Raw genomic sequence first — 21,434 nt, 5'->3', positions numbered from 1 at the left:
GCAACGATGCGTGCACCGCGCAGCATGGAACTGATCCGGCGGAACGCCACCGAGGCACCCCTTTCCTCCGCCCAGGAAAGCCTCTGGTTCATCGAGCAGGCTCACCCGGGCACCGCGGCCTACAACGTGCCGCTGCTGTTGCGGTGGAACGAGGCAATCGACCTGCCCGCCCTGCGCCACGCCCTGCTGCGCGTAATCACCCGGCACGAGGCGCTGCGGACCGCCTACCGGCTGCGCGACGGCCGGCCCTTCCAGCTGGTCCTCCCCCCGCGACCCGCCGAGATCGCGGTGCACCGGTCCGGCGTCCGGCCCGGCCCGGCCGAACTGGCCGCACGTGGCCGGCTGCCCTTCGACCTGACCACGGGCCGGCCGTTGCGCTGCGATCTGTGGCAGGGCGCACCCGACGGCGATACGCTGCTGCTCACGCTGCACCACATCGCGTTCGACGGCTGGTCGCTCGCCATCCTCCTCGATAATCTCCACGAGGGATACGAGGCCGCCCTGATACCCGGCGCCGCCGACGAGACGCCGGAGCCGGTCGTCCAGTACGCCGACTTCGCCCACTGGGAGCGGGCCTCCTGGACGCTGCGCGACGTGGAGAGCCGGGCCACGGTCCGGGCCGGGGAGCTGGCCGAAGCCGGCGACTCACCGTTGTTTCCCGGTGCCGCCACCCGCGGGGCCGAGGCCCGGCCGGGCGGTCACCTCGAATTTCCGGTGTCGGCCGGACTCTGGGAGCGCACCGCCGCCCTCGCCACGCGCCTGCGGGCCACCCCGTTCGTGGTCCTCTTCGCGGCTTTCCAGGAGGTGCTGCGCCGGTGGTCGGACGCATCCGACTTCCTCGTCGGCACGGTCATGGCGAACCGGCCGAAGCGCTGCCTGGAGGGTGCGGTCGGCTGCTTCGTCAACACCGTGCCGCTGCGCTGCCGGCCCGCCGCCGGGCAGACCTTCGAGGAGTTGTGCCGCGAGGTTCGCACCGAGGCCTTCCGGGCCATGGCCCACCAGGATCTTCCCTTCGACCGGCTCACCGCCCTAACGGCCGCCAAGCGCGGCACCGGGCGCGGCCCGCTGGTCGAGGTGGCGTTCGGCGTACAGAACATGCCGGTGCCGCGGACCGCGGACCGCTGTCGCTGGCAGCAGCCGGAGTTGCTGCCCACCGGCACCGCCCGCTACGACCTGCTGTTTCTTCTGGAGGACCGGCCGACCGGGGTCACCGGCACCATCGAGTACGACCTCGCACTGTGCTCCCCGCAGACCGCCGCCCGCTTCCGCGACGCCTTCCTGGCGTTGCTGGACGCGGCCATCGCGGACCCGCAGACCCGGTTGGCCGCGCTGCCGCTGTCGAGCCGCATGACGACACCGGTTCCCGGCGTGATGGTCGGCGAGCGTCGTGACCTGGGCCGTACGGAGCCGCCCGCCGACCGCTCCCTGCTCGGCCTGCTGGCCGCCCGGCTCGCCGAGAACCCCGGGGCCGTCGCCGTCTCCGCGGGTACGAACCGGGTCACCCGCGGTGAACTCGACGACTGGTCCTGGGCCGTCACCGACGCCGTCCATGCGGCCACGCACTCCTCCGGCGCCGTGGCGGGTGTCGTACCCGTCCTGGCCGCCCGCGGACCGGCCCTGGCAGCCGGCTGGCTCGGGGTGCTCCGCGCGGGCCGGGCCTACGTGCCACTGGGCCTGGACGCTCCGGTGGAACGCCTGGAGTACATCTTCGACGACCTCGCCGTGGACACCGTACTGGCCGACGAGGCCGGGGCCGAGCTGCTCCGCCGGGTCGATACCGCCGTCCGGGTCCTGGACCTCGGCGCGCTGCGCCGGGGACCGAGCGGCGAGCGCCGGGCGAGTGAACCCGACGGCGGGGACACCGCCGTGGTCATCTACACCTCCGGCACCACCGGCCGTCCCAAGGGCGTGCCGGTGCCGCACCGGGGTCTGGCCAACACCGTGCTGTGGTGGGCCGAGGACTCGGGGCTGGGCCCGGCCGATCGGTTGCTGTGTGTGGTCGGCACGTCCTTCGACCCGGCGACCTTCGAGACCTTCCGGGCGTTGGTGTCGGGCGCCGAACTCGTCTATGCCGACGACGTGGAGCGCAGGGACGGCCGGTCGTTGCTGGCGCTGCTGCGGGACACCACCGTGGCCGCCATGACGCCCAGCCTGCTGCGCGCCGTACTCGACGTCGAGGACGCAAACCGCGACGGCGCGCAGGTCGCGCCCGGAGCCGGCACCCTCCGGATGCTTTACCTCGGCGGGGAGAAGCTGACCCGCTCGCTGGTGGCGCAGTGCGACGCCCGTTGGGGCGTGCCGATACGCAACGTCTACGGCCCGACCGAGGTGTCGTGCACGAGTCTTTCCGCCCCGGTGGATCCGGCCGACCCGCAGGCACCCGCGATCGGCGTGCCGGTATGGAACACCCGTGCCTATGTGCTCGGACCGGACGGCGAGGAGCTTCCGATCGGGGTGCCCGGCGAGCTCTACCTCGCCGGCGTCGGTGTTTCCGACGGCTACCTGAATCGGACCGACCTGACCGCCGCGGCCTTCCGCACCGACCCGTTCGCCCCGGCGGACGAGCCCGGGGCGAGGATGTACCGCACCGGCGACCGGGCGGTCGTCCGTGCGGACGGCATGGTGGAGTACCTGGGCCGCGCCGACGAGCAGGTCAAGATTCTCGGCAACCGCATCGAGCCGGCCGAGGTCGCCACCCTGCTCGAGGAGCAGCACGAGTCGGTGTCGGCCGCCGCGGTCACCGCCGAGGGCGACCCCGCGAGCCTGGTCGCGTACGTGGTGCTCGACCCCGCCACCCCCACGCCGGGCCACGAGGAACTGGTCCGTCCCCTGCTGCGCTGGTTGCCGGCCGTGGTGCTACCCAGCGCCGTCTACCCGGTGGACGCGCTGCCGACGACCGCACACGACAAGACCGACTTCCGGGCGCTGGCCGCCCTCCGCGCCGAACCGCTGCCCTGGGCAGGGCGATCCGGCGCCGGCGACCCGGCGTACCGCTGGGCGAGTGACCGGTTCCTCGGCGTCCTCGGCACCGAGGGACGCACCGGCCCCGGTGGTTCGGACGCCACGAAACTCCTACTCGGCCCCGACGACGACTTCTTCGCGCTCGGCGGACACTCGCTGCTCGCGGTACAGATGCTGGCCGCCGTGCAACGCGAGGACGGCATCGCCCTGACCCTGGGGGACTTCCTGGCAGGACCGAGCGTCGCCGGCCTCACCGCGCTCCGCGACGCCGCCCTGGCGCGCGGTGACGCACCCGCTGCTCGAAGCGGGGAGACGGACTACGTACCGGGCGAGGACGGCCGGCACCCGGCGACGCCGATCCAGCAGCGCATGGTGTTCCTGGACCGGATCGCCAGCCAGCGCAGCGCCTACCTGGCGCCCACCGTGGTGGAGTTCACCGGCGAGGTGGAACCGAAGGTGCTCGCCGCCGCGGTGGCCGAGGTTCTCGGACACCACCCCGCGCTGCGCTCGCGCTTCCGCCTGGATCGGGCGAGCCGGCAGGTGCTGTGCACCACGGACGCCCGGCTGCCGGAGGTCGCGGTGGCCGACTGGTCCGGTACGGACGGCGCGGAGCTGACCCGACGGCTCACGGAATACTGCTGGACACCCTTCGCCCTGGCCGAGGAGGCTCCCGTCCGGGGCCAGGTCCTCACGCTGGACCAGCGCGTTCTGCTGGTGCTGGTGATCCATCACATCGTCATCGACGGCTGGGCGCAACACCTGCTGATGCGGCAGATCGGCGAGGCCTACCGGGCGTTGGCGGCGGGCCGCCGACCCGTACTGCCGGCCGCGGTCCACCCCGCGGAACTGGTCGACCACGGGTCCACGGCCGGCGGGACCGCCGAGCGGGCGGCGGCCCTGCTCGCCCGGCTGCGCGGGGCGCCCGTCGACATCGCACTGCCACGCGACCGGGAACGGACTACGGTGCAGGACCCGACCGCCGACGTCCGGTCGGCCCGGCTCTCCGTCGAGGCCAGCACCGCCCTGCGCGCGGCGCTGGCCACCGAGTCCGCGACCACCTCGATGGCGGCGTCCGCGCTGCTGGGCGCGGTGTTGGCCGCCATGGGAGACCAGCGCGACTTCCTGTTCGCGTACCCCTGGGTGGGCCGCGCCACCGCAACCGAGACCGAGGCCGTGGCCATGCTGATCAAGACCTTGCTGCTGCGGGTCGACCTGCGGGACTCCCCCACCTGGCGCGGCCTGCTGGGCCGGGTCCGGCAGGAGAGCCTGGCCGGCTACCGGTACGCCGACGTCCCGTTCGAGACGCTCGTCGCCGAACTCGACCCTGGGCGGGGCCTGGGCCGCCCGCCGGTCACACCGGTGCTGGTCACGGCGGTGATGGACCCGCCCGTCGCGCCCGACCTGGGTCCCGCGGCGCAGTCCCGGCAGCTTCCGCCGCCCGGACTGCGGATCAAGTACGAAATCGAGCTCACCCTCCGCGACATCGACGAGTGCATCGAATTCGAGGTGGCCTACGCCACCGCGCTGTTCGACGCCTCGACCGCGGAAACGTTACTGAGCGCTCTGGTGTCGGCCGCCGGAAGGCTGGCCGCGGATCCGGATGCTCCGGTGCTGCCGCCGCGTCCGGAGGCCAGCGCGCACATCGACCGGCCCCATGCGGGGCCGGAGACGGGAGAAGCACAGCCATGACCGACCCGATGGAGGACGTACGCCGGATCTGGAGCACGGTGCTCGGCACCGAGATCCAGGATGTGGACGTCAACTTCTTTGACGCGGGCGGCCATTCCCTGCTCGTCATGGTTCTCCAGGAACACCTGGAGGACCTCACCGGACGCGAGATCGTCATTGAGGACCTCTTCGAGCACCCCACCATCCGCACCCAGGCCTGCCTGCTCGCCGACCGTCCGGACGCCGGGGTCGTCGTGGACGCCGGATTGGGCGGCCGCGACCGGTCCCAGCTGCTCGGCCGCAGCGGTGGGCGCACTGCCGGGGATTTCGCATGACCCGCGCCACCGACATCGCGGTCGTCGGCGTCGGCTGCCGCTTTCCCGACGGGCCCGACCCCGCCACCTTCTGGGACAACCTGGGCGCCGGCGTGGTGTCCACCCGCGAGCAGAGCGAGGAACGGCTGCGTGCCACCGGCATGTCCGAGGCCGAGCTCAAGGACCCCGCGTTCGTGCCGGTCGCGGCCACCGTGGCCGACGTGGAGATGTTCGCCGGGGAGTTCTTCGGCTACTCACCGGCCGAGGCCGAGCTGATCGATCCCGCCCACCGGCTGTTCCTCGAGGTGTGCTGGGAGGCTCTGGAGTCCGCCGGACACGCGCCGTCCGGTACGGGCACCGGTCCCGTCGTCGGCGTGTTCGCCAGCGGCGGGCCGAGCCCGTACACCGTTGCCCTGCAGGGGGCGAAGCTGCGGGAGGGTGGCCTGGCGACCGCCGTCGACGACCTCGACCTCACGCTCGGCGGCACCGTCGACTTCATCGCCTCCCGGGTGGCGTACAAGCTGGGCCTGCGCGGTCCCTCGGTCGGGGTGCAGACGGCCTGCTCCTCCTCGCTCACCGGGGTGCACCAGGCGGTCCTGAGCCTGCTCTCCGGCGAATGCGACCTCGCCCTCGTCGGCGGTGCGGCGCTCAGCGACCCGCTGGTCGGCTACACCTACGCGCCCGGCGGCGTGATGTCCCAGGACGGCCGGTGCCGCCCCTTCGACGCCCGCTCCACCGGCACCGCCGCCGGGGCCGGGGTCGGCGCCGTGGTTCTCCGGCGCTTGGGCGACGCACTCACCGACGGTGACCCGGTGCTCGCCGTGATCCGCGGCAGCGCGATCGGCAATGACGGCGCGATGCGCTCCGGCTTCACCGCGCCCAGCGCGGCGGGGCTGGCCGGAGTGGTCGCCGGGGCGCTCGCCGTGGCCGACGCCGAGCCGCACACGCTGCGGTACGTGGAGGCGCACGGCTCCGGCACCCAGCTCGGCGACAGCCTAGAACTCCGCGGCCTCACCGAGGGCTTCCGCGTCGCGAGCACCAGTGCCGGCAGCCCGCCACCCACCGTGAGCGGGTGCGCCATCGGCTCGGTGAAGGCCAACATCGGCCACGCGGGCTGGGCGGCCGGCATCGCCGGATTCATCAAGGCCGTCCACGTCGCCCGGACCGGTGTGGTGCCCCCGCACCCGTCCTTCGAGCACCCGCGCGACCCGGGGGTGCTCGCCGAGAGCCCGTTCCGCATCCCGACCGAGGCGGTCCCGCTCGGCGACCAGACCGGATGGCACGTGCTGGTGAACTCCATGGGCCTCGGAGGTACGAACGCCGCCGTCGTCCTCGCTCCCCCACCGGCGCCCACCCGTCCCGCCGCCGAGGCCGGTGACCTGGTACGCCTCGTACTCTCCGCGCGCAACCGCACCGAACTGGACGCGCTGTCCAAGGCGATCGCCGACACCCTCGACGCGGGCGCTCCCGCCGGCGACGTCGCACACACCCTGCGGGTCGGGCGTCGCGCCTTCGCCCAGCGCCGGGTCGTGACCGCGGCTCCGGAACGACTCGCGGCCGCCCTGCGCCTGCCCCGGCCTCCGCACGCCACGACCGTGCGGGCCGCCTCCCGCCGGATGCTGCTGATCGCGCCGGAAGAACCGGCCGTGCCCGCGCGGATCCTCGATCACCTGGTGCGGGCGTTCGGCGCCCGTACCGAGGTCGTGCCCGCGCTGCCCGCCGAGGCGTCCGCGGACACGTACGTGCTGGAGCTGGCGCCCGCTGCGAAGGCCGGAGGCGGGCAGCCCGTGCTCGTGCTCGGTGCGCACGGCGCGCCCGCCCCCGACGCCCTAGACGAGGCGGTAACGGCGGCCTGGCTGCACGGTGTCGAGGTGGACTGGGCGCACCTCGCCCGGGGCGGCCGCGGCCGCCGGCTGGAGCTACCCACCTATCCGTTCCAGCGGCGCCGCTACTGGGCGCTGGACCGTATCGCCATCACCCCGGCCAGCAGTCTCGCGGCGGCGCCGGTGGAGCGACTCCGTACCGACTCGGCGACAGTTGACACTCTGCTGGACATCTGGGCGGAGTTGTTCGGCACCTCCGCCATCGGCGTGGACGACGAGTTCGGGGCGCTCGGTGGCACCTCCCTGCTGTCCGTCCGCATGGGGCTGGAGATCCACGCCCGCCTCGGGGTCCTGGTCAATCTGCACCGGGCCGGCGGCAGCAAGGCCACCGTGCGCAGGCTGGCCGCCCTCGTGGACGCCGGCCAGGACGGCGAAGCCGGCACAGCGGAGGACGACCAGGTCGCCGACGGTGAGGGCACTCTCGTTGACGCCGACCTCGCCCTGCCGCTGGGCGAGGCCGCCCCGCACCGGGCGCCCGGCACCGGCGTGCTCCTCACCGGGGCCACCGGCTTCCTCGGCGCCTTCCTGCTGCACCAGCTGCTGGACACCACCGAACGCCGCGTGTACTGCCTGGTTCGGGGCACGAGCGAGGAGGACGCCCGGGAGCGGCTGCGGCGGGCGGCGGACTCGTACGCGCTGCCGGCCCCCGATCCGGGGCGGGTCCACATCGTGCTGGGCGATCTGCACACCCTCGAAGAGGTGTGCGAGAACTACCGGGACGGCGAACTGGCCCAGCAGGTCGGGTACGTCCTGCACTGCGCGGCCAAGGTGGTGTTCACGGAGCCGTACAGCGAACTCCGCCGCGAGAACGTGCTGGCCACCCTCGGCCTGCTGCGCTGGGCCCGGCGCCACGGCGTACGCGACTTCGGGTTCGTCTCGTCGCTCGCCGCGACCGGCCCGGCGCTCGGCGCCGACGGCCGCACCCTCGAGATCCGGGACCAACCGCTGGACCCGGCCCAGGGCGGCTACGGCGTCGGCAAGTGGGTCTGCGAGCGGCTGCTGGAACGCGCCGAGTCCGAGGGCATGCGGGTACGGGTCTTCCGGCCCGGGCTAATCCTCGGCTCCACCCGCACCGGTGCCTGCAACCCCAAGGACATGCTGTGGCGAATGCTGGCCTCGGGGGTGAGCACCGGGGTGCACCCGCTCGACGAGCGTCCGATGCCGATGGCCCCGGTGGACCTGGTGTCCCGCGCCGTGGTGGATTTCCTGTTCACCCCGGGCGCCGCCGGCCGTGCCTTCCATCTCGTCGCGCCGGAGGGCTACAGCGCCCAGCGGTTGTTCGGCCTGCTCGGCCAGGCGGGGCTGCCGACGGAGCCGCTGAGCCGGGCCGACTGGCTCACCGCGGTCGTCGACCGGGCCCGTGCCATCGGCAACGACGTGCTGACCAGCATGGCCCTGTACGACCTCGCCGGTCACGAGAGCGGCGAGGCCGCGGTGGAAGCCGAGGCGTGGCGCTCCTGGCTGGCAGCCTCCGGGCAGAGCCCCGCGCCGACCGGGGAGTTGCTGCGCTGCGCCCTGCTCCATCTCGCCGGTAAGGACCCGGCCTATCTGGACCTTCTCGACGGCCGCATCGCGTCCACCCCAACGGAGATGAGTGAGGAACTGTGACGCAACGACACCAGAGTGAGCCGCTGGCGGTGCTGGGGGCCGGAGTCATGGGCGTGGGTATCGCCGCCCTGGCCCTCGGCCACGGCACCCCGGTGGTTCTCGTCGACGTGGACGAGGCGGTGCTCGCCCGCGCCGCGCAGGACGTGCGGATGCGCATCCGTCAGGGCCAACTGCTGGGCAAGCTCTCCCGCGACATCGCGATCCCGAACCTGGTGGTGACCACCGATCTCGCCAGGGTGGCGGCTGCGACGGCCGTCGTGGAGGCCGTGGTGGAGCTGCCCGAGGTCAAGGCGGACGTACTCGCCAAGGTGTCGGCGGTGGTGAAGCCGGGCACCCCGGTGATCACCAACACGTCCGGCATCCCGGTCGACGAGATTGCCGGGTACTGCGCCCGTCCCGAGGACGTCGTCGGCGCCCACTTCATGAATCCGCCGTACCTGATCCGTACCGTCGAGGTCATTCGCGGACCGCGCAGCACCGACGACGTCCTCGGCCGCACCCTGCAGCTGCTCGCCGCGCTGGACCGTGAAGCCATCGTGGTCGGCGACGGCCCCGGCTTCGTCATCAACCGCATCCTGCAGCGGATGATCAACGAATCCGCCCGCATCGTGCAGGAGGGCATCGCCGGCCACGAAGAGGTGGACGCCCTGTTCCGCGGCTGCCTCGGGCACACCACCGGCCCGTTGGCCACCGCCGACCTGATCGGCCTCGACAACGTGGTGGACAGCCTCCGGGTACTCCACAAGCGCACGGGCGACGCCGGGTACGACCCCTGCGAGCTCCTGCTGGCCAAGGTCGCCGCCGGTGACTTCGGGCGCAAGGCCGGCCGCGGTTTCTATCCGTACGGGTCCTGAGGGGATCCGGGCACCTACCCACCATCGACCGAGAGGCACCCCACCATCGTGTCCACCACGTCTTTCCCCCAGCAGAGCACCACCGAGATCGAGACCGAGCTGCTGACCTTCCTGGAGAGTCGCGTGAAGGTGCCGATGAGCTCCGACACCGACCTCTTCGCCTCCGGCGCCGTCAACTCCCTGTTCTCTCTGGAGCTGGTCGTGCACGTCGAGACCACGTACGGGGTGGAAGTCGGCGGCGACGAGCTGAAGATGGACAACTTCCGCAGCGTGCGTGCGATGAGCGCCCTCATCGCACGGCTCCGTGCGGGCGGCGCGGCGGGCAGCACCCATGCGTGAGGCCGGCCGCGCGGCGGCTGGCCTGGTGACGGAGTTGGTCGCCGACCGTGCGGCGGACTGGGACCGGACCACCGAGATTCCCCGTACGTTCATCCGCGAGCTGGGCGCCAAGGGCATCCTGTGCGCGGACGTGCCCGAGGAGTTCGGCGGCCTCGGCCTGAGCAGCGCCGAACACGGCGGGCTGATCGCGGCGACGGGCGAGGTGTGCACCTCGCTGCGCAGCATCATGACCTCGCAGGGCATTGCCGCCTGGACGGTGTCGCGGTTCGGCTCGGCCGCCCAGAAGCGGACTTTTCTGCCGTGGCTCACCTCCGGGGACAGCGCCGCGGTGGCGTTCAGTGAGCCGGGTGCCGGCAGTGATCTCTCGGCGATGGCCACCACGATCGTCCGCGACGGCGACGACATCGTCGTGACGGGCGAGAAGAGCTGGGTGACCGGCGCCTATTATGCCTCCCTGCTGGTGGTCTTCGGCCGGTACGCGGACGGCGGCGCGATGGTCGTGGTGCCGGTGGACGCGCCCGGCGTCACCGTCGAACGCATCGGCGACCCGTTGGGCTGTCGGGCGGCCGGGCACTCGACGGTGCGCCTGAACCGGGTGCGGCTGCCGGTCGATCACCTGCTGGGCGGCGCCGGGATGCCGACCGCCATGCTGGTGACCTCTCCGCTCACCCACGGGCGGATCTCCGTGGCCTGGGGCTGCGTGGGCATCGTGCGGGCCTGCCTGCGCGCCGTCGTCCAGCACAGCGCGCGGCGGCACACCTTCGGCAGGCCCCTCGCCGATCACCAGTTGGTCCAACGGCACATTGCCGAACTGCACGCGGCCGCGAAAACCTCGGCTCTGACTTGCGAACAGGCCAGCCGGGAGTGGGACTCTCGCGACCCGCGCCACGCCGCGACGGCCGTACTCGCCAAGCATGTGGCCGCGGGCGCCGCGGCCCGCGGCGCGGCGTCCGCGGTGCAGATTCTCGCCTCCGCCGGGGCGGACAACTCGCACGTGGTGGCCCGCGCCTACCGCGACGCGAAGCTGATGGAAATCATCGAGGGAAGCAATGAGATCAGTCAGATGCTGCTGGCTGACGAGGCGATGACGGTGTGGGCATGACGACGCACGACAACGACGGCAACCGCACCGGGATCGGGATCGGCGCAATCCACTGTCTGCTTCCGGCGCACCGGGTGAAGGTGGCCGACCTGCCGGAGACGGGACTGCTCAGCCACGAGGAGAGCGAGTTCACCCGCGGGTCGGGCATCGAGACGGTCGGCGTCTACGAGGACCGCACCACGGCCGGGCTGGCCGCCGAGGCCGTCCGTGGTCTCGGTCTGCCCCCCGGTTCCGCCCCCGACCTGCTCCTGCTGGTCAGTCCCCGGTCTCCCGACGTGCTGCTCGGCTCGGACGTCGGCCAGGTTCAGGTGGAATCCGGCCTGGTCGGCACGTTCTCCTTCACGGTGGACGGCCTGGGCTGCACCGGCTCCAGCGCGGCCTGGGCGCTGACCCGTGACCTGATAGCCGCCGACCCGGGCCGCGAGAGTGCCGTCATCGCCCACGCCAGCCGCCCCACCGGCGCCGACCGGGTCCGCTTCCCGGTCACCGTGATCGGCGATGGCGCGTACGCGATGACCATGGTGCGGGGCGGCCGGCCGGTGCTGAAGGCGCACCGGATGGAGAGCGACGGGAGCTTCCACGACCTGTTCCGGGTCGACTACAAGTCCGCTCCGTGGTACGAGTGGCGCGAAGAGTGCCAGTCGGCGGACCGGTACCGCTTCGAATTGGCCATGCACAGCCGGCAGCGGCTGACCCGGCTGGTCAGCGCGACGTTGGCCGAGGGCGGTGTCGGCAAGCAGGACGTCGCCGCCACCCTCATGCAGAACGTCACCGCAGCGGCCTTCGACTTCTACGAGACCCTGCTCGGCCTTCCCATCCACCAGGTCTGCCGCCGCCACCTGGCCGCGTACGGCCACCTGGGTGCCATGGACGTCGTGCTCAACCTCCAGCAGCTGCTCGCCGAGGGCGGGCTGCGGCGCGGCGACCACGTGCTCGTCCTCAACAACAGCCCGGTCGCCGCCTGGGCTGCCACTCTCTGGGAGGTATGACGATGTCCGACACCGCCGCCGAGTCGGCCCTGGTCAAGTGTCTGGTCTGGGACTTGGACAACACCCTCTGGCGGGGCACGTTGCTGGAGGACGACGAGGTCGAGCTGACCAAGGAGATCCGGCGCGTCGTACTGGAGCTCGACTCCCGGGGAATCCTGCAGTCGGTCGCCAGCCGTAACGACCACGACCACGCCTGGGAACGGTTGGAGAAGCTGGGTCTCGCCGAGTATTTCCTGGTTCCGCAGATCGGTTGGGGCCGCAAGTCCGACAGCGTCCGGGCCATCGCCGCCGCGCTCAACTTCGCCGAGTCCGCCATCGCGTTCATCGACGACCAACCCGCCGAGCGGGCCGAGGTCGAGCGCGAGCTGCCGGCGGTCCGCACGTACGACACCCAGCGCGTGGCCGAGCTCCTCGGGCTGACCGAGTTCAGCCCGGCCACCGTGACCGTGGACGCTGCTAACCGGCGGGCGATGTACCAGGCCGGGGTACAGCGGCAGCGTGCCGAGGCCGAGCACAGCCGCTCCAGCGAGGAATTCCTTCGCTCCCTTGACCTGCGGCTGGTCATCGAGCACGCCGGGCCCGAGCAGCTGGCCCGGGTCGAGGAACTCACCCTGCGCACCAGCCAGATGAACGCGACGGGCATCCACTATTCGGACGCCGATCTCAACGCGCTGCTGGCCGACCCGCAGCACGACGTACTGGTCATGAGCCTGACCGACCGCTTCGGCAGCCACGGCGCGGTGGGCGTGCTGCTGCTGGAACGCCTGCCCGAACGCTGGCACCTGAAGCTGCTGGCCACCTCCTGCCGGGTGGTTTCGTTCGGTACCGGAGCCACGGTCCTGCGCTGGCTGATGGCGCAGGCGGCCGCGGCGGGCGTACACCTGACGGCCGACTTCAAGCGCACCGACCGCAATCGGATCATGGAAGTGGCGTACCGGTTCGCCGGCTTCGGCGCGGATCTCTGCGAGTCCTGCGGTACGGCGGACGAGAACGGCTCCGGCATTCAGCGGCTGCACCTGTTGCCCGCGGCGCAGCAGGTCTCCACGACGATGCGGGTGACCGCTCCCACCCTGGGCGCCGACCGCCTGCACTCGGTGCACGAGTGCTACGGCCACCGGGTGGAGTGCTCGTACGACATCGCGGCCCGCGCAGTCGTACGGGACTTTTTCGGCCTGGCGGTGGATGCGAACGAGCCGGCAGCGGCACACACCCGGAAGGTACGGCTCGCCTTCGACGTGCAGGACGGTCCGGTGGTCGAGCCGGTCAACCCGCCGCACACCCTCGAGGTCATGACCGGCGACCCGATCATCATCGACACCGTCTCGTCGCGCTGCGTGGTCGACCCGCACTCGCTTGCCGGGACGGTCACCCTCGCCCGCGCGGACCTCGCCGACTCCCAGGTGTGGGGCCGGTGGATCCTGGAGCGCCTCTTCCTCTACCTGGTATGCCGCAACCCGCGCAGCTACCCGTTGCACGCCGGTGCGGTCGAGGTCGCCGGGCGGACCGCAGTGATCACGGCATCGGCCGGCGTGGGCAAATCTACCTTCGCCTTCTGGGCGCTGCACCGGGGCGCCCGCCTAATCGGCGAGGACATTCTCGCCCGCAACATGGACGAGCCGGACGGTGTGCTCTGGGGCTATCCCCGGGCCCTCTACCTGTCTCCCGACATGATCGCCCGCGATCAGGCCCTCACCGACGCGTCCGCCACGGCCATCGACGGCGGCGCCAAGAGCCGGGTCACCGTGCCCGAAGCCCTCGAGGACCGGTTGCTGAGCCGGGCCCGTCCGGACGCTCTGGTCTTTCTCGTCCGCGGCGAGCGCGGCGGGCTGCGCGAGCTGGACCTCGACGAGGCCGTGGACCGCTGTCGCGAGGACTTCGCCACCGCCAAGGATGCCGAGCAGGTCGCCGCGGTGGCGGGGGATCTGCGCGGTCTGCTGGCCGACATCGCCGTATGGGAGTTCGAGGTGTCCGCGGACCTCGACGAGAGCTATGGCCGGCTGTCCGCGGCCCTGGCCGCACTGCCCCCCCCCCGCGCGGAGTGACCACCGCCCGCTCCGCTTCCGCCATCGCCGTACCTAGTTAGGAAGGTCCATGCACGACCTGAAGCACGCCGTTTCGCTCTACGAGGTGTTTGCGGGGCATGCCGCCCGGCGGCCGGACGCCGTCGCCATCACGGAGGGCTCCTTCGACATCACCTACGGCGAGCTGGAGCAGGTCGCCCGCGAGTACCGGGCGAGTCTGGCCCACCATGGGGTACGCCCCGGAGACATGGTCGGCATCAGCCTGGAGCGGGGCTGGGAGGTAGTCGCCGCGGTCCTGGCTGTCCTCAGCCTCGGGTGCGGTTATGTGCCACTGGATCCGGCCTATCCGGCCGACCGGCTCGCGTTCATGGCTCAGAATACGAACACCCGCGTGGCCATCGCCGAGGCGGATGGCGCGACCATCCCCGGCGGCGTGATCTGCGCGCGCCGCAAGGACGGTGAGGGGTGGGTCGCCCCGGAGCCGGCCCCGCGGAAGCGACCCGACGACGTACCGGTCTACGTCATCCACACCTCCGGCTCCACTGGCGTCCCCAAGGGGGTGGCCGTCGCAGAGAGCGCCGTACTGGATCTTTTTCGCTCCTGCGTGGACGGCCCGTTCACCTTTGGCCCGGACGACACCTGGTCGATGTTCCACAGCTACAGCTTCGACTTCTCGATCTGGGAGATCTGGGGAGCCCTGCTTTTCGGTGGTCGCATCGCGGTCGTTCCCGCCGACATCGGCAAGCGTCCGGCCGCCTTCCTGGAGTTCCTCGCCGAGCAGCGGGTGACGTCGCTCAGCATGGTTCCAAGCTTCTTCAAGTATTTGCCCAAGGCCTACGAGCGCCGTCCGGCCGAGCTGGCTCTGCGCTACGTGGTCCTCGGTGGGGAGGCGCTCGACCGCATCTCGGTGCGCAAGTGGATGGCCATGCGCCCGGGCATGGAGACCATCGTCAACATGTACGGCATCACCGAGACCACCGTGCACACCACCTTCGGCGCGCTCACGCCCGAACGGGTGGCCTCCGACCGCGGCGGCACCTGGATCGGCGGCCCGCTGGGCCATCTGCGGATGGTGTTGCTGGACGAGAACGGCGCCGAGGTCCCCGACGGCGAACCGGGTGAGGTGTACATCGCCGGGAGCGGCCTGGCACACGGCTATGTGGACCGTCCCGACCTCACCGCGGAGCGCTTCGTCGAACTGCGGTTGGCGGGCGACGCGGAGCCCTGCCGCTGGTACCGCAGCGGTGACGTGGCTCTGCGCCTGCCCGACGGCACGTACGAGTATCTGGGCCGCAACGACCGGCAGATCCAGCTTCGGGGGTTCCGCATCGAACTCGGCGAGATCGAGGCGGCCCTGCGCTCGGACGCCGCGGTGGTGGACGCTGTGGTGGTGACGGAGGACGCGGCCGGCGGAGAGTCCCTGCTCGTCGCCTACCTCACCCTCAGCGGAGCACCCGACGTCGGCACACAGACGGTGGCCCGACTGCGGGAGTCGTGCGCGGCACAGTTGCCCGCGCACATGGTGCCCAACCGGTTCACCGTGGTCCACGAGATGCCGCTGGCGCCGTCGGGGAAGCTGGACCGGGCGCGGCTGTCCACCGACACGACGCTGCGGGTGACAGCGGCATGAAGACGGAGATCGAGCGGAAGTTCCGGGTCGCGCCGGACTGGCGGGTACCGGCGGGCGCCACCGGGGAGCGGTTACGCCAGGCATACCTGACCCCGCCGGGCGCCCCGGTGGAGTTCCGGGTGCGGGCCGGGGAGAACTCCCGGCTGATGACGGCGAAGACCTTCGACCTGACCTCGGGCTCGATGATCCGCCAGGAGGTCAAGTTCCCCATCGACGAGGACACCTTCGAGCAGCTCTGGGAACTGGCGGGCGGGGAGTGCCTGAGCAAGTTCCGGTGGACCGTGCCCCTCGGCGATCTGGCGGCAACGGTGGACGAGTACGACGGCACCCTGGCCGGCCTGCGCGTGGTCGAAGCGGATTTCGCCAGCGTGGAAGAGGCGCTGGCGTTCGTACCGCCGGACTGGTTCGGCGAGGAAGTCACCGGAAGCGCGGCTTTCAGCAACAGAGCGCTTGCGGAATCATCCCGGGCGTCCGACACCAAGGAAGAGGGCCGATGAACCGGCACGTCGTGTTCGAAAACCTGCACAACTTCCGTGACTTGGGCGGTTATCCGTCCGTCGACGGTCGCACCGTGGCCTGGCGGACCCTGTACCGGTCGGACTCGCTCGGCAAACTGCGTGACGCCGACTGGGAGAAGTTTCAGGAGCTGGGTGTCCGGACCGTAATCGACCTGCGGTACCCGTGGGAGATCGAGGCCAAGGGGCGGGTTCCGGAGGCGGACCGCTTCCACTACGTCAACCTCAGCATCGAGCACCGGCCGTACGATCAGGCGACGATCGATCCGGAGGTCGACGCCTGGCGCTACCTCGCCGACCGCTTCGCCGAGGTGGCCGAGGACGGTGTCGAGGAGATCCGTCAGGTCCTGGAGCAGATCGCGTCGGCTCCCGTTCCGATGGTCTTCCACTGTGCTTCCGGCAAGGACCGTACGGGATTCATCGGTGCGCTGGTGCTGACCCTGCTCGGCGTGGACCGCGAGACCATCCTCGAAGACTTCGCGCTCACCGAGCTGGCCACCGAGCGCCTCGTACAGGACTGGAAGAACGCCAATCCCGACCGGCAGCTGACCTGGCCCAGCTACGGCCGCGCCCCAGCGGTGATCATGAAGCTGGTGCTCGCCGACCTAGAGGCGGCCTACGGCTCGGTCGAGTGCTATCTCACCGACCGCGTCAAGGTCTCCCAAAAGACGATCCGCGCCCTGCGCGAACGGCTGCTCACGGGCGGAGACAACTGACCATGCCGGGCACGAACCTGACCGCCGAGGAGGCCGAGCTGCGCTCGGCCGCCCTGTCGGTGGAGTCGTATGACATCAGCCTGGATCTGCGGACCGCAACCGCCGGGGCCGACACCTTCACCTCGGTGACGGTGATCCGTTTCGAGGCTACGGACCCGTCCGCACCGGTCTTCCTCGACCTGCGCGCGCCCACGTTGCGGGAGGTGGTCCTCAACGGGCGGGCGCTGGATCCCGCCGAGGTGTTCCACGACTCCCGGGTCTCGCTGCCCGGCCTGGTGGCCGGCCCCAACCATGTCGTGGTGGCGGCGGACTGCGCGTACACCACCACCGGTGAGGGCCTGCACCGCTTCACCGACCCGGTGGACGAGTCCACGTACCTGTACACCCAGTTCGAGGTGGCCGACGGCCGCCGGGTCTTCGCGTGTTTCGACCAGCCCGATCTGAAGGCGCGGTTCGGGTTCACCGTGACCGCCCCGCGGGACTGGAGGGTCGTCTCCAACACCCCGGCTGTCACCAGTCAGGACGGCACCTGGACCTTCGGCCGAACCGCACGGCTAGCCACCTACGTGGTCTCGCTGGCCGCCGGCCCCTTCCACGCCGTGCACAGCGAGCACCAGGAAGCCGACCGGACCATCCCGCTCGGCCTCTACTGCCGTCGCAGCCTGGCCGATCACCTCGACGCGGAGGACATGTTTGCCGTCACGCGACAGGGCCTGGACTGGTTCGCCGAACGCTTCGGATGGCCGTATCCGTTCGAGAAGTACGACCAGATCTTCGTGCCGGGCCTCAACGCGGGAGCGATGGAGAACGCCGCCGCGGTCACCTTCAACGAGAAGTACATCTTCCGCTCGCGGGCAACCGACGCCGCCTACCGCAAACGGGCCGCCACCATCCTGCACGAGCTGAGCCACATGTGGTTCGGTGACCTGGTCACCATGAAGTGGTGGGATGACTTGTGGCTGAACGAGTCCTTCGCCACCTACTGCTCCTTCGCCTGCCAGGCCCTCGCCCCCGCCTCGCGGTGGGCCGATTCCTGGACCACGTTCGCCAACCACCAGAAGGCCAAGGCCTACCGGCAGGACCAGCTTCCGTCCACCCATCCCGTGGTCGCCGAGATCCGTGACCTGGAAGACGTGCTCGTCAACTTCGACGGCATCACCTATGTCAAGGGCGCTTCCGCCCTCAAACAGCTGGCGGCGTACGTCGGCACCGATGCCTTCTTCAGCGGCGTACGCGAGTACATCGCGGCCCACGCGTACGGCAGCGCCCGCTTCCCCGACCTGCTGCACCAGCTGGAGCGTGCCTCCGGCCGGGATCTCCGCACGTGGGCGAGGATGTGGCTGGAGACCGCCGGCATCAACGTGCTGCGGCCCGAGATTGACACCGACGGCGACGGAAACATCGCCACCTTCCGTGTACGCCAGGAGGCGCCCGCCCTTGCGACCGGCGCCGCCGGAGTGGCCGTGCTGCGGCCACACCGCATCGCCATCGGCTTCTACAACCGGGACGATGCTGGCATGCTGCACCGCATCCATCGCACCGAGACCGACGTGCTCCCCCAGGAGCTCACCGACGTCCCGCAGCTTCGCGGGCTCCCGCGGCCCGATCTAGTGCTCCTCAATGACGACGACCTGACCTACGCCAAGGTTCGCTTCGACGGCCACTCGCTGCGTACGGTGACCGAACGGCTCGGCGCCCTGGCCGACCCGCTGCCGCGGGCACTGTGTTGGACCGCGGCCTGGGACATGACCCGCGACGGCGAATTCCCCGTCCAGGGCTACCTCGACCTCGTGCTGACCAACGCGGGCACCGAGACCGACATCGGCGTGGTGGAGTCCCTGCACCGCCAGGTGGCTTATGCCCTGCGGCACTACACGACGCCGGCCAGTCGCGAGCAGCTCACCGCCCGCTGGTGCGCCGCCGCACTGGAGAGGCTGCGCGCCGCCCCACCGGCCGGCGACCACCAGCTCGCCTGGGCGCGCGCCTTCGTCGGCACCGCTAGCGCACCGTCCCACTTGGACCTGCTCGTCGACATTCTGGACGGCACACCGCCCACTCCCGGCCTGGCCGTGGACACGGACCTGCGCTGGTCGGTGCTCATCCGGCTGGCTGCCGCCGGCCGCGCCGGCGAGGAGGAGATAGCCGCGGAGGAGCTGCGGGACCCCACTCCGGCCGGCGCCGCCCAGGCGGCCACGGCACGGGCGGCGCGGCCGGAAGCCACGGCCAAGGCGGCTGCCTGGGCGGCTGTCGTCGAGCACGGCAACCTCAGCAACCAGCTCCAGAAGGCGGTCATCGCCGGCTTCGCCGACGCCTCTGACCCGGCCCTGCTCTCGCCGTACACCCCGCGGTACTTCGAGGCGATCGGCGACATCTGGCAGGGCCGCAGCCACGAGATGGCCAAACAGGTCGTGCTGGGCCTCTTTCCGCCCCTCTCCGAGGCGAGCACCGCCGAGGCCGCCGCCCGCTGGTTGGACACCCACGGCAATGCTCCCGCGGGCTTGCGCCGGCTCGTGCGCGAACAGTACGACGACGCCTGCCGGGCCCTAAACGCCCAGGATGGGGAAACCTCACGTGCATGAGAACCTGTACGAGTTCTACGGCTACCGGGTGGCGTGCACGGCACCTGACGAGGCGCAGTCCGTCGTCACGCGGCTGTTCGGCACCCCGCTGACGCCCGGCACGCCGATGCCATGGCCCGACGCGGCCACCGTCCGGCTGACGGTGGAGGTGACCCGAAGCGAGCGGGAAACCGTGCCACCGCCTTATTTCCCGCCGCAGTGGGACACCCTCGACGAGGTGGTCATCGACGTCGGAAGCTCTACTGCCACCCTCTCTCTCAAGGCGGACGCCCTCCACCTGGCCCTGGCTCGCAGCGACCTGGCCAACCCCATCGTGTGGGGTCGCTGGCTCGTCGAGAAGGCCTTCCTGATCCGGACGTTGCGCTCCGAGCGTCACTATGGGTTGCACGCGGGCGCTTTGTCCGTACGGGGGCGGGCCGCGCTGGTCACCGCGGCGAGCGGTGTCGGCAAGTCCACGTTCACTGCGTGGGGTCTGCTGCACGGCGCGGTATTCGCCGGCGAGGACGCGATGATGCGCCATCTCGACGACCCGGAAGGCCGGTTCTGGGGCTATCCCCGGGTCGGCTACCTCGACCCGGGGCTCATCGCGAGCCGGCCCGAACTGGCACCCGCCCGGACCGCGCCGGTTCCCGCCCGGGACAAGCAGCGGCTCGAATGGCCGGCGGCCTTGGAGGACCGGCTGAAGTCGGCCGTCCGCCCGCGGGCGTTGCTGATTCTGACCCGAGACCATCAGGAGGTCCGGCCGGTCGGTGTAGAGGCGGCACTCGACTTGTGTCGCGACGACTTCGCGGCCGGCAAGCATGACCCCGCCGTACTCGCCCGGGTCGAGGCAGACCTGCGGCGGCAACTCTCGGGCGTGGCCGTCCTCGAGTTCGGGCTGTCCACCGCCCTCGACACCAACTACGCGCGCCTGGAAAACGTTCTGCACGGCTGAGCCACGCGGCCGCACGCCACCCCCCACTCAACCGCCGATGAAAGAGCGAACGACACCATGGATTCCATCAACTGGAGCGCCCTCACCCGTATGCCGGTCAAGGCGTACCACTACGAACTCGACACCTGCTTCCGCGAGGGATTCGGCGAGATCCACGCCGCTTTCGGGGACCGAACGACCGAGATCCTGCACCGCTCGGCCCTGATGCTGGTCAAGCCGGACGGCATGGCCACCGGCAAGCTCAAGGTCATCCAGGACTTCCTGGAGGGGCACGGCTTCGCGATCATCGGCGCCGAGCTGTTCCGATTCGACCGGCACACCGGTCGGGAGCTCTGGCGCCATCAGCACACGCTCGCCACGCTGGACCGGCTTGCCGTCAACGACATCGTGCTGCAGGCCGGCCCGACCCTGCTGCTGCTCCTGCGCAGTCACGGTGACCACGCTGTTCCCGCGACCGTGCACCTCAGCTCGCTCAAGGGCAAGGCGGACATCACCCAGCAGGCTGCCGGTAGCCTGCGCAGCGTGATCGGTCGCCCCAACCGGCTATGCAGCATGATCCACTGTGCTGACGAGCCCGCAGACCTGGTGCGCGAACTCAACCTGCTGGTGGACCCCAAGCCCCGCCAGCGACTGCTCGCCCGTCTCGCGGATGGCATCGCGGCCGCAGAGGACCGGGAGATCCTGGACCACGTGCTGCACTCCGGCGACTTCGGCGGCACGATACTCGACCGGGACGCCGCCGTACGACGGATTGAACAGTCCGTGCGCAAGCGAGCTGAGGAACGGCCAGAGCTGGCTGAGCCGGCGAGCCGGGTCCTCACGTGGCTGGCGAGCACAGATCGCGGCGAGCTGTTGCCGTGGCGAGAGTTCGCCCTGGTACTCGCCACCCTCGATCTCGACCTAGACGTATGGGACTTGGCCATGCTCGGCAGCAGTCATATTCTGGAAGATGAGCCCGGCGCCATCAAGGTAATCGGTAATCCGGCGCCTGGGTCCTGGCTCGCGTGACCTCCGCCCGGTGTCCGGTCCAGCGGCGGACTCGACGCGGGTAGGGAGCGCGGAACTGCCAGTCCGCCGGCTCGGGTAGCCGCCCTGTGGCGGGACTCGTCGTGCGCCGCCTCATCGCATCAGGGAGAAAGTCCCATTGAGCCTTTTCCAACCTGATCAGGTCGGCGCTCGCCACTTCAGAGCGTTTGCACGTCGACCACCTCGCCAGGGTCATTGCGTTCTCGGGTTGTTGCTGATCACGGCGGTGATGAGGTCGTGGGGGCGGCGGTCGGCTCGTCGGGTGGCGCGGGCGATGTTGGTTTCCCCGTTGGTG

Annotated in this window: 14 protein-coding genes; all 14 read left to right on the top strand. The window is 71.0% G+C overall.

Features of this window, described 5'->3' with window-relative positions; genetic code table 11:
• Positions 1-6: 6 nt before the first annotated feature.
• Genes AC2CHE_RS20475 through AC2CHE_RS20410 form a run of 14 tightly spaced genes read left to right on the top strand, consistent with a single transcriptional unit; the run spans position 7 to position 21,121 of the window.
• A complete protein-coding gene (locus AC2CHE_RS20475) occupies positions 7-4,650 on the top strand; it encodes an amino acid adenylation domain-containing protein (RefSeq protein WP_484506495.1) in 4,644 nt (1,547 codons plus the stop codon).
• On the top strand, positions 4,647-4,964 hold the full coding sequence (locus AC2CHE_RS20470) for an acyl carrier protein (protein WP_484506494.1): 318 nt from the start codon (positions 4,647-4,649) through the stop codon (positions 4,962-4,964). Before AC2CHE_RS20475 ends, AC2CHE_RS20470 begins: the two co-directional genes overlap by 4 nt.
• Positions 4,961-8,434, top strand: a complete 3,474-nt coding sequence (locus AC2CHE_RS20465; RefSeq protein WP_484506493.1) for a thioester reductase domain-containing protein — start codon at positions 4,961-4,963, stop codon at positions 8,432-8,434. The genes AC2CHE_RS20470 and AC2CHE_RS20465 overlap by 4 nt, the downstream gene beginning before the upstream one ends.
• Positions 8,431-9,288 carry a 3-hydroxyacyl-CoA dehydrogenase family protein gene (locus AC2CHE_RS20460; protein WP_484506492.1) on the top strand — a complete coding sequence of 286 codons (858 nt, stop codon included), beginning with the start codon at positions 8,431-8,433 and terminating at the stop codon, positions 9,286-9,288. Before AC2CHE_RS20465 ends, AC2CHE_RS20460 begins: the two co-directional genes overlap by 4 nt.
• A 48-nt stretch (positions 9,289-9,336) precedes the next feature.
• A complete protein-coding gene (locus tag AC2CHE_RS20455) occupies positions 9,337-9,627 on the top strand; it encodes an acyl carrier protein (RefSeq protein WP_484506491.1) in 291 nt (96 codons plus the stop codon).
• Positions 9,620-10,729 carry an acyl-CoA dehydrogenase family protein gene (locus tag AC2CHE_RS20450; protein WP_484506490.1) on the top strand — a complete coding sequence of 370 codons (1,110 nt, stop codon included), beginning with the start codon at positions 9,620-9,622 and terminating at the stop codon, positions 10,727-10,729. The genes AC2CHE_RS20455 and AC2CHE_RS20450 overlap by 8 nt, the downstream gene beginning before the upstream one ends.
• Positions 10,726-11,718, top strand: a complete 993-nt coding sequence (locus AC2CHE_RS20445; protein WP_484506489.1) for a 3-oxoacyl-[acyl-carrier-protein] synthase III C-terminal domain-containing protein — start codon at positions 10,726-10,728, stop codon at positions 11,716-11,718. Before AC2CHE_RS20450 ends, AC2CHE_RS20445 begins: the two co-directional genes overlap by 4 nt.
• A gap of 2 nt (positions 11,719-11,720) precedes the next feature.
• Positions 11,721-13,760, top strand: a complete 2,040-nt coding sequence (locus AC2CHE_RS20440; protein ID WP_484506488.1) for an HAD-IIIC family phosphatase — start codon at positions 11,721-11,723, stop codon at positions 13,758-13,760.
• 49 nt (positions 13,761-13,809) lie between these two features.
• On the top strand, positions 13,810-15,369 hold the full coding sequence (locus tag AC2CHE_RS20435) for an amino acid adenylation domain-containing protein (protein WP_484506487.1): 1,560 nt from the start codon (positions 13,810-13,812) through the stop codon (positions 15,367-15,369).
• A complete protein-coding gene (locus AC2CHE_RS20430; RefSeq protein ID WP_484506486.1) occupies positions 15,366-15,866 on the top strand; it encodes a CYTH domain-containing protein in 501 nt (166 codons plus the stop codon). The genes AC2CHE_RS20435 and AC2CHE_RS20430 overlap by 4 nt, the downstream gene beginning before the upstream one ends.
• Positions 15,863-16,600 carry a tyrosine-protein phosphatase gene (locus tag AC2CHE_RS20425; protein ID WP_484506485.1) on the top strand — a complete coding sequence of 246 codons (738 nt, stop codon included), beginning with the start codon at positions 15,863-15,865 and terminating at the stop codon, positions 16,598-16,600. The genes AC2CHE_RS20430 and AC2CHE_RS20425 overlap by 4 nt, the downstream gene beginning before the upstream one ends.
• Positions 16,601-16,602: 2 nt before the next feature.
• Positions 16,603-19,179: an aminopeptidase N gene (pepN, locus tag AC2CHE_RS20420; RefSeq protein WP_484506484.1), complete on the top strand. Its 2,577-nt coding sequence runs from the start codon at positions 16,603-16,605 to the stop codon at positions 19,177-19,179.
• A complete protein-coding gene (locus AC2CHE_RS20415) occupies positions 19,172-20,113 on the top strand; it encodes a hypothetical protein (RefSeq protein WP_484506483.1) in 942 nt (313 codons plus the stop codon). The genes pepN and AC2CHE_RS20415 overlap by 8 nt, the downstream gene beginning before the upstream one ends.
• Before the next feature lie 57 nt (positions 20,114-20,170).
• Complete coding sequence (locus AC2CHE_RS20410) at positions 20,171-21,121, top strand: nucleoside-diphosphate kinase (protein WP_484506482.1); 951 nt, start codon at positions 20,171-20,173, stop codon at positions 21,119-21,121.
• Positions 21,122-21,434: the final 313 nt, after the last annotated feature.

It is taken from the genome of Micromonospora sp. ATLC16 (genome assembly GCF_057196645.1).
This window is presented reverse-complemented; position numbering and strand designations above follow the sequence as displayed.

Excerpts from the sequence above, each read along its gene's own strand:
- AC2CHE_RS20475 (WP_484506495.1), top strand. The coding sequence starts at position 7 with ATGCGTGCACCGCGCAGCATGGAACTGATCCGGCGGAACGCCACCGAG.
- AC2CHE_RS20470 (WP_484506494.1), top strand. The coding sequence starts at position 4,647 with ATGACCGACCCGATGGAGGACGTACGCCGGATCTGGAGCACGGTGCTC.
- AC2CHE_RS20465 (WP_484506493.1), top strand. The coding sequence starts at position 4,961 with ATGACCCGCGCCACCGACATCGCGGTCGTCGGCGTCGGCTGCCGCTTT.
- AC2CHE_RS20450 (WP_484506490.1), top strand. The coding sequence starts at position 9,620 with ATGCGTGAGGCCGGCCGCGCGGCGGCTGGCCTGGTGACGGAGTTGGTC.
- AC2CHE_RS20445 (WP_484506489.1), top strand. The coding sequence starts at position 10,726 with ATGACGACGCACGACAACGACGGCAACCGCACCGGGATCGGGATCGGC.
- AC2CHE_RS20440 (WP_484506488.1), top strand. The coding sequence starts at position 11,721 with ATGTCCGACACCGCCGCCGAGTCGGCCCTGGTCAAGTGTCTGGTCTGG.
- AC2CHE_RS20435 (WP_484506487.1), top strand. The coding sequence starts at position 13,810 with ATGCACGACCTGAAGCACGCCGTTTCGCTCTACGAGGTGTTTGCGGGG.
- AC2CHE_RS20430 (WP_484506486.1), top strand. The coding sequence starts at position 15,366 with ATGAAGACGGAGATCGAGCGGAAGTTCCGGGTCGCGCCGGACTGGCGG.
- AC2CHE_RS20425 (WP_484506485.1), top strand. The coding sequence starts at position 15,863 with ATGAACCGGCACGTCGTGTTCGAAAACCTGCACAACTTCCGTGACTTG.
- pepN (WP_484506484.1), top strand. The coding sequence starts at position 16,603 with ATGCCGGGCACGAACCTGACCGCCGAGGAGGCCGAGCTGCGCTCGGCC.
- AC2CHE_RS20410 (WP_484506482.1), top strand. The coding sequence starts at position 20,171 with ATGGATTCCATCAACTGGAGCGCCCTCACCCGTATGCCGGTCAAGGCG.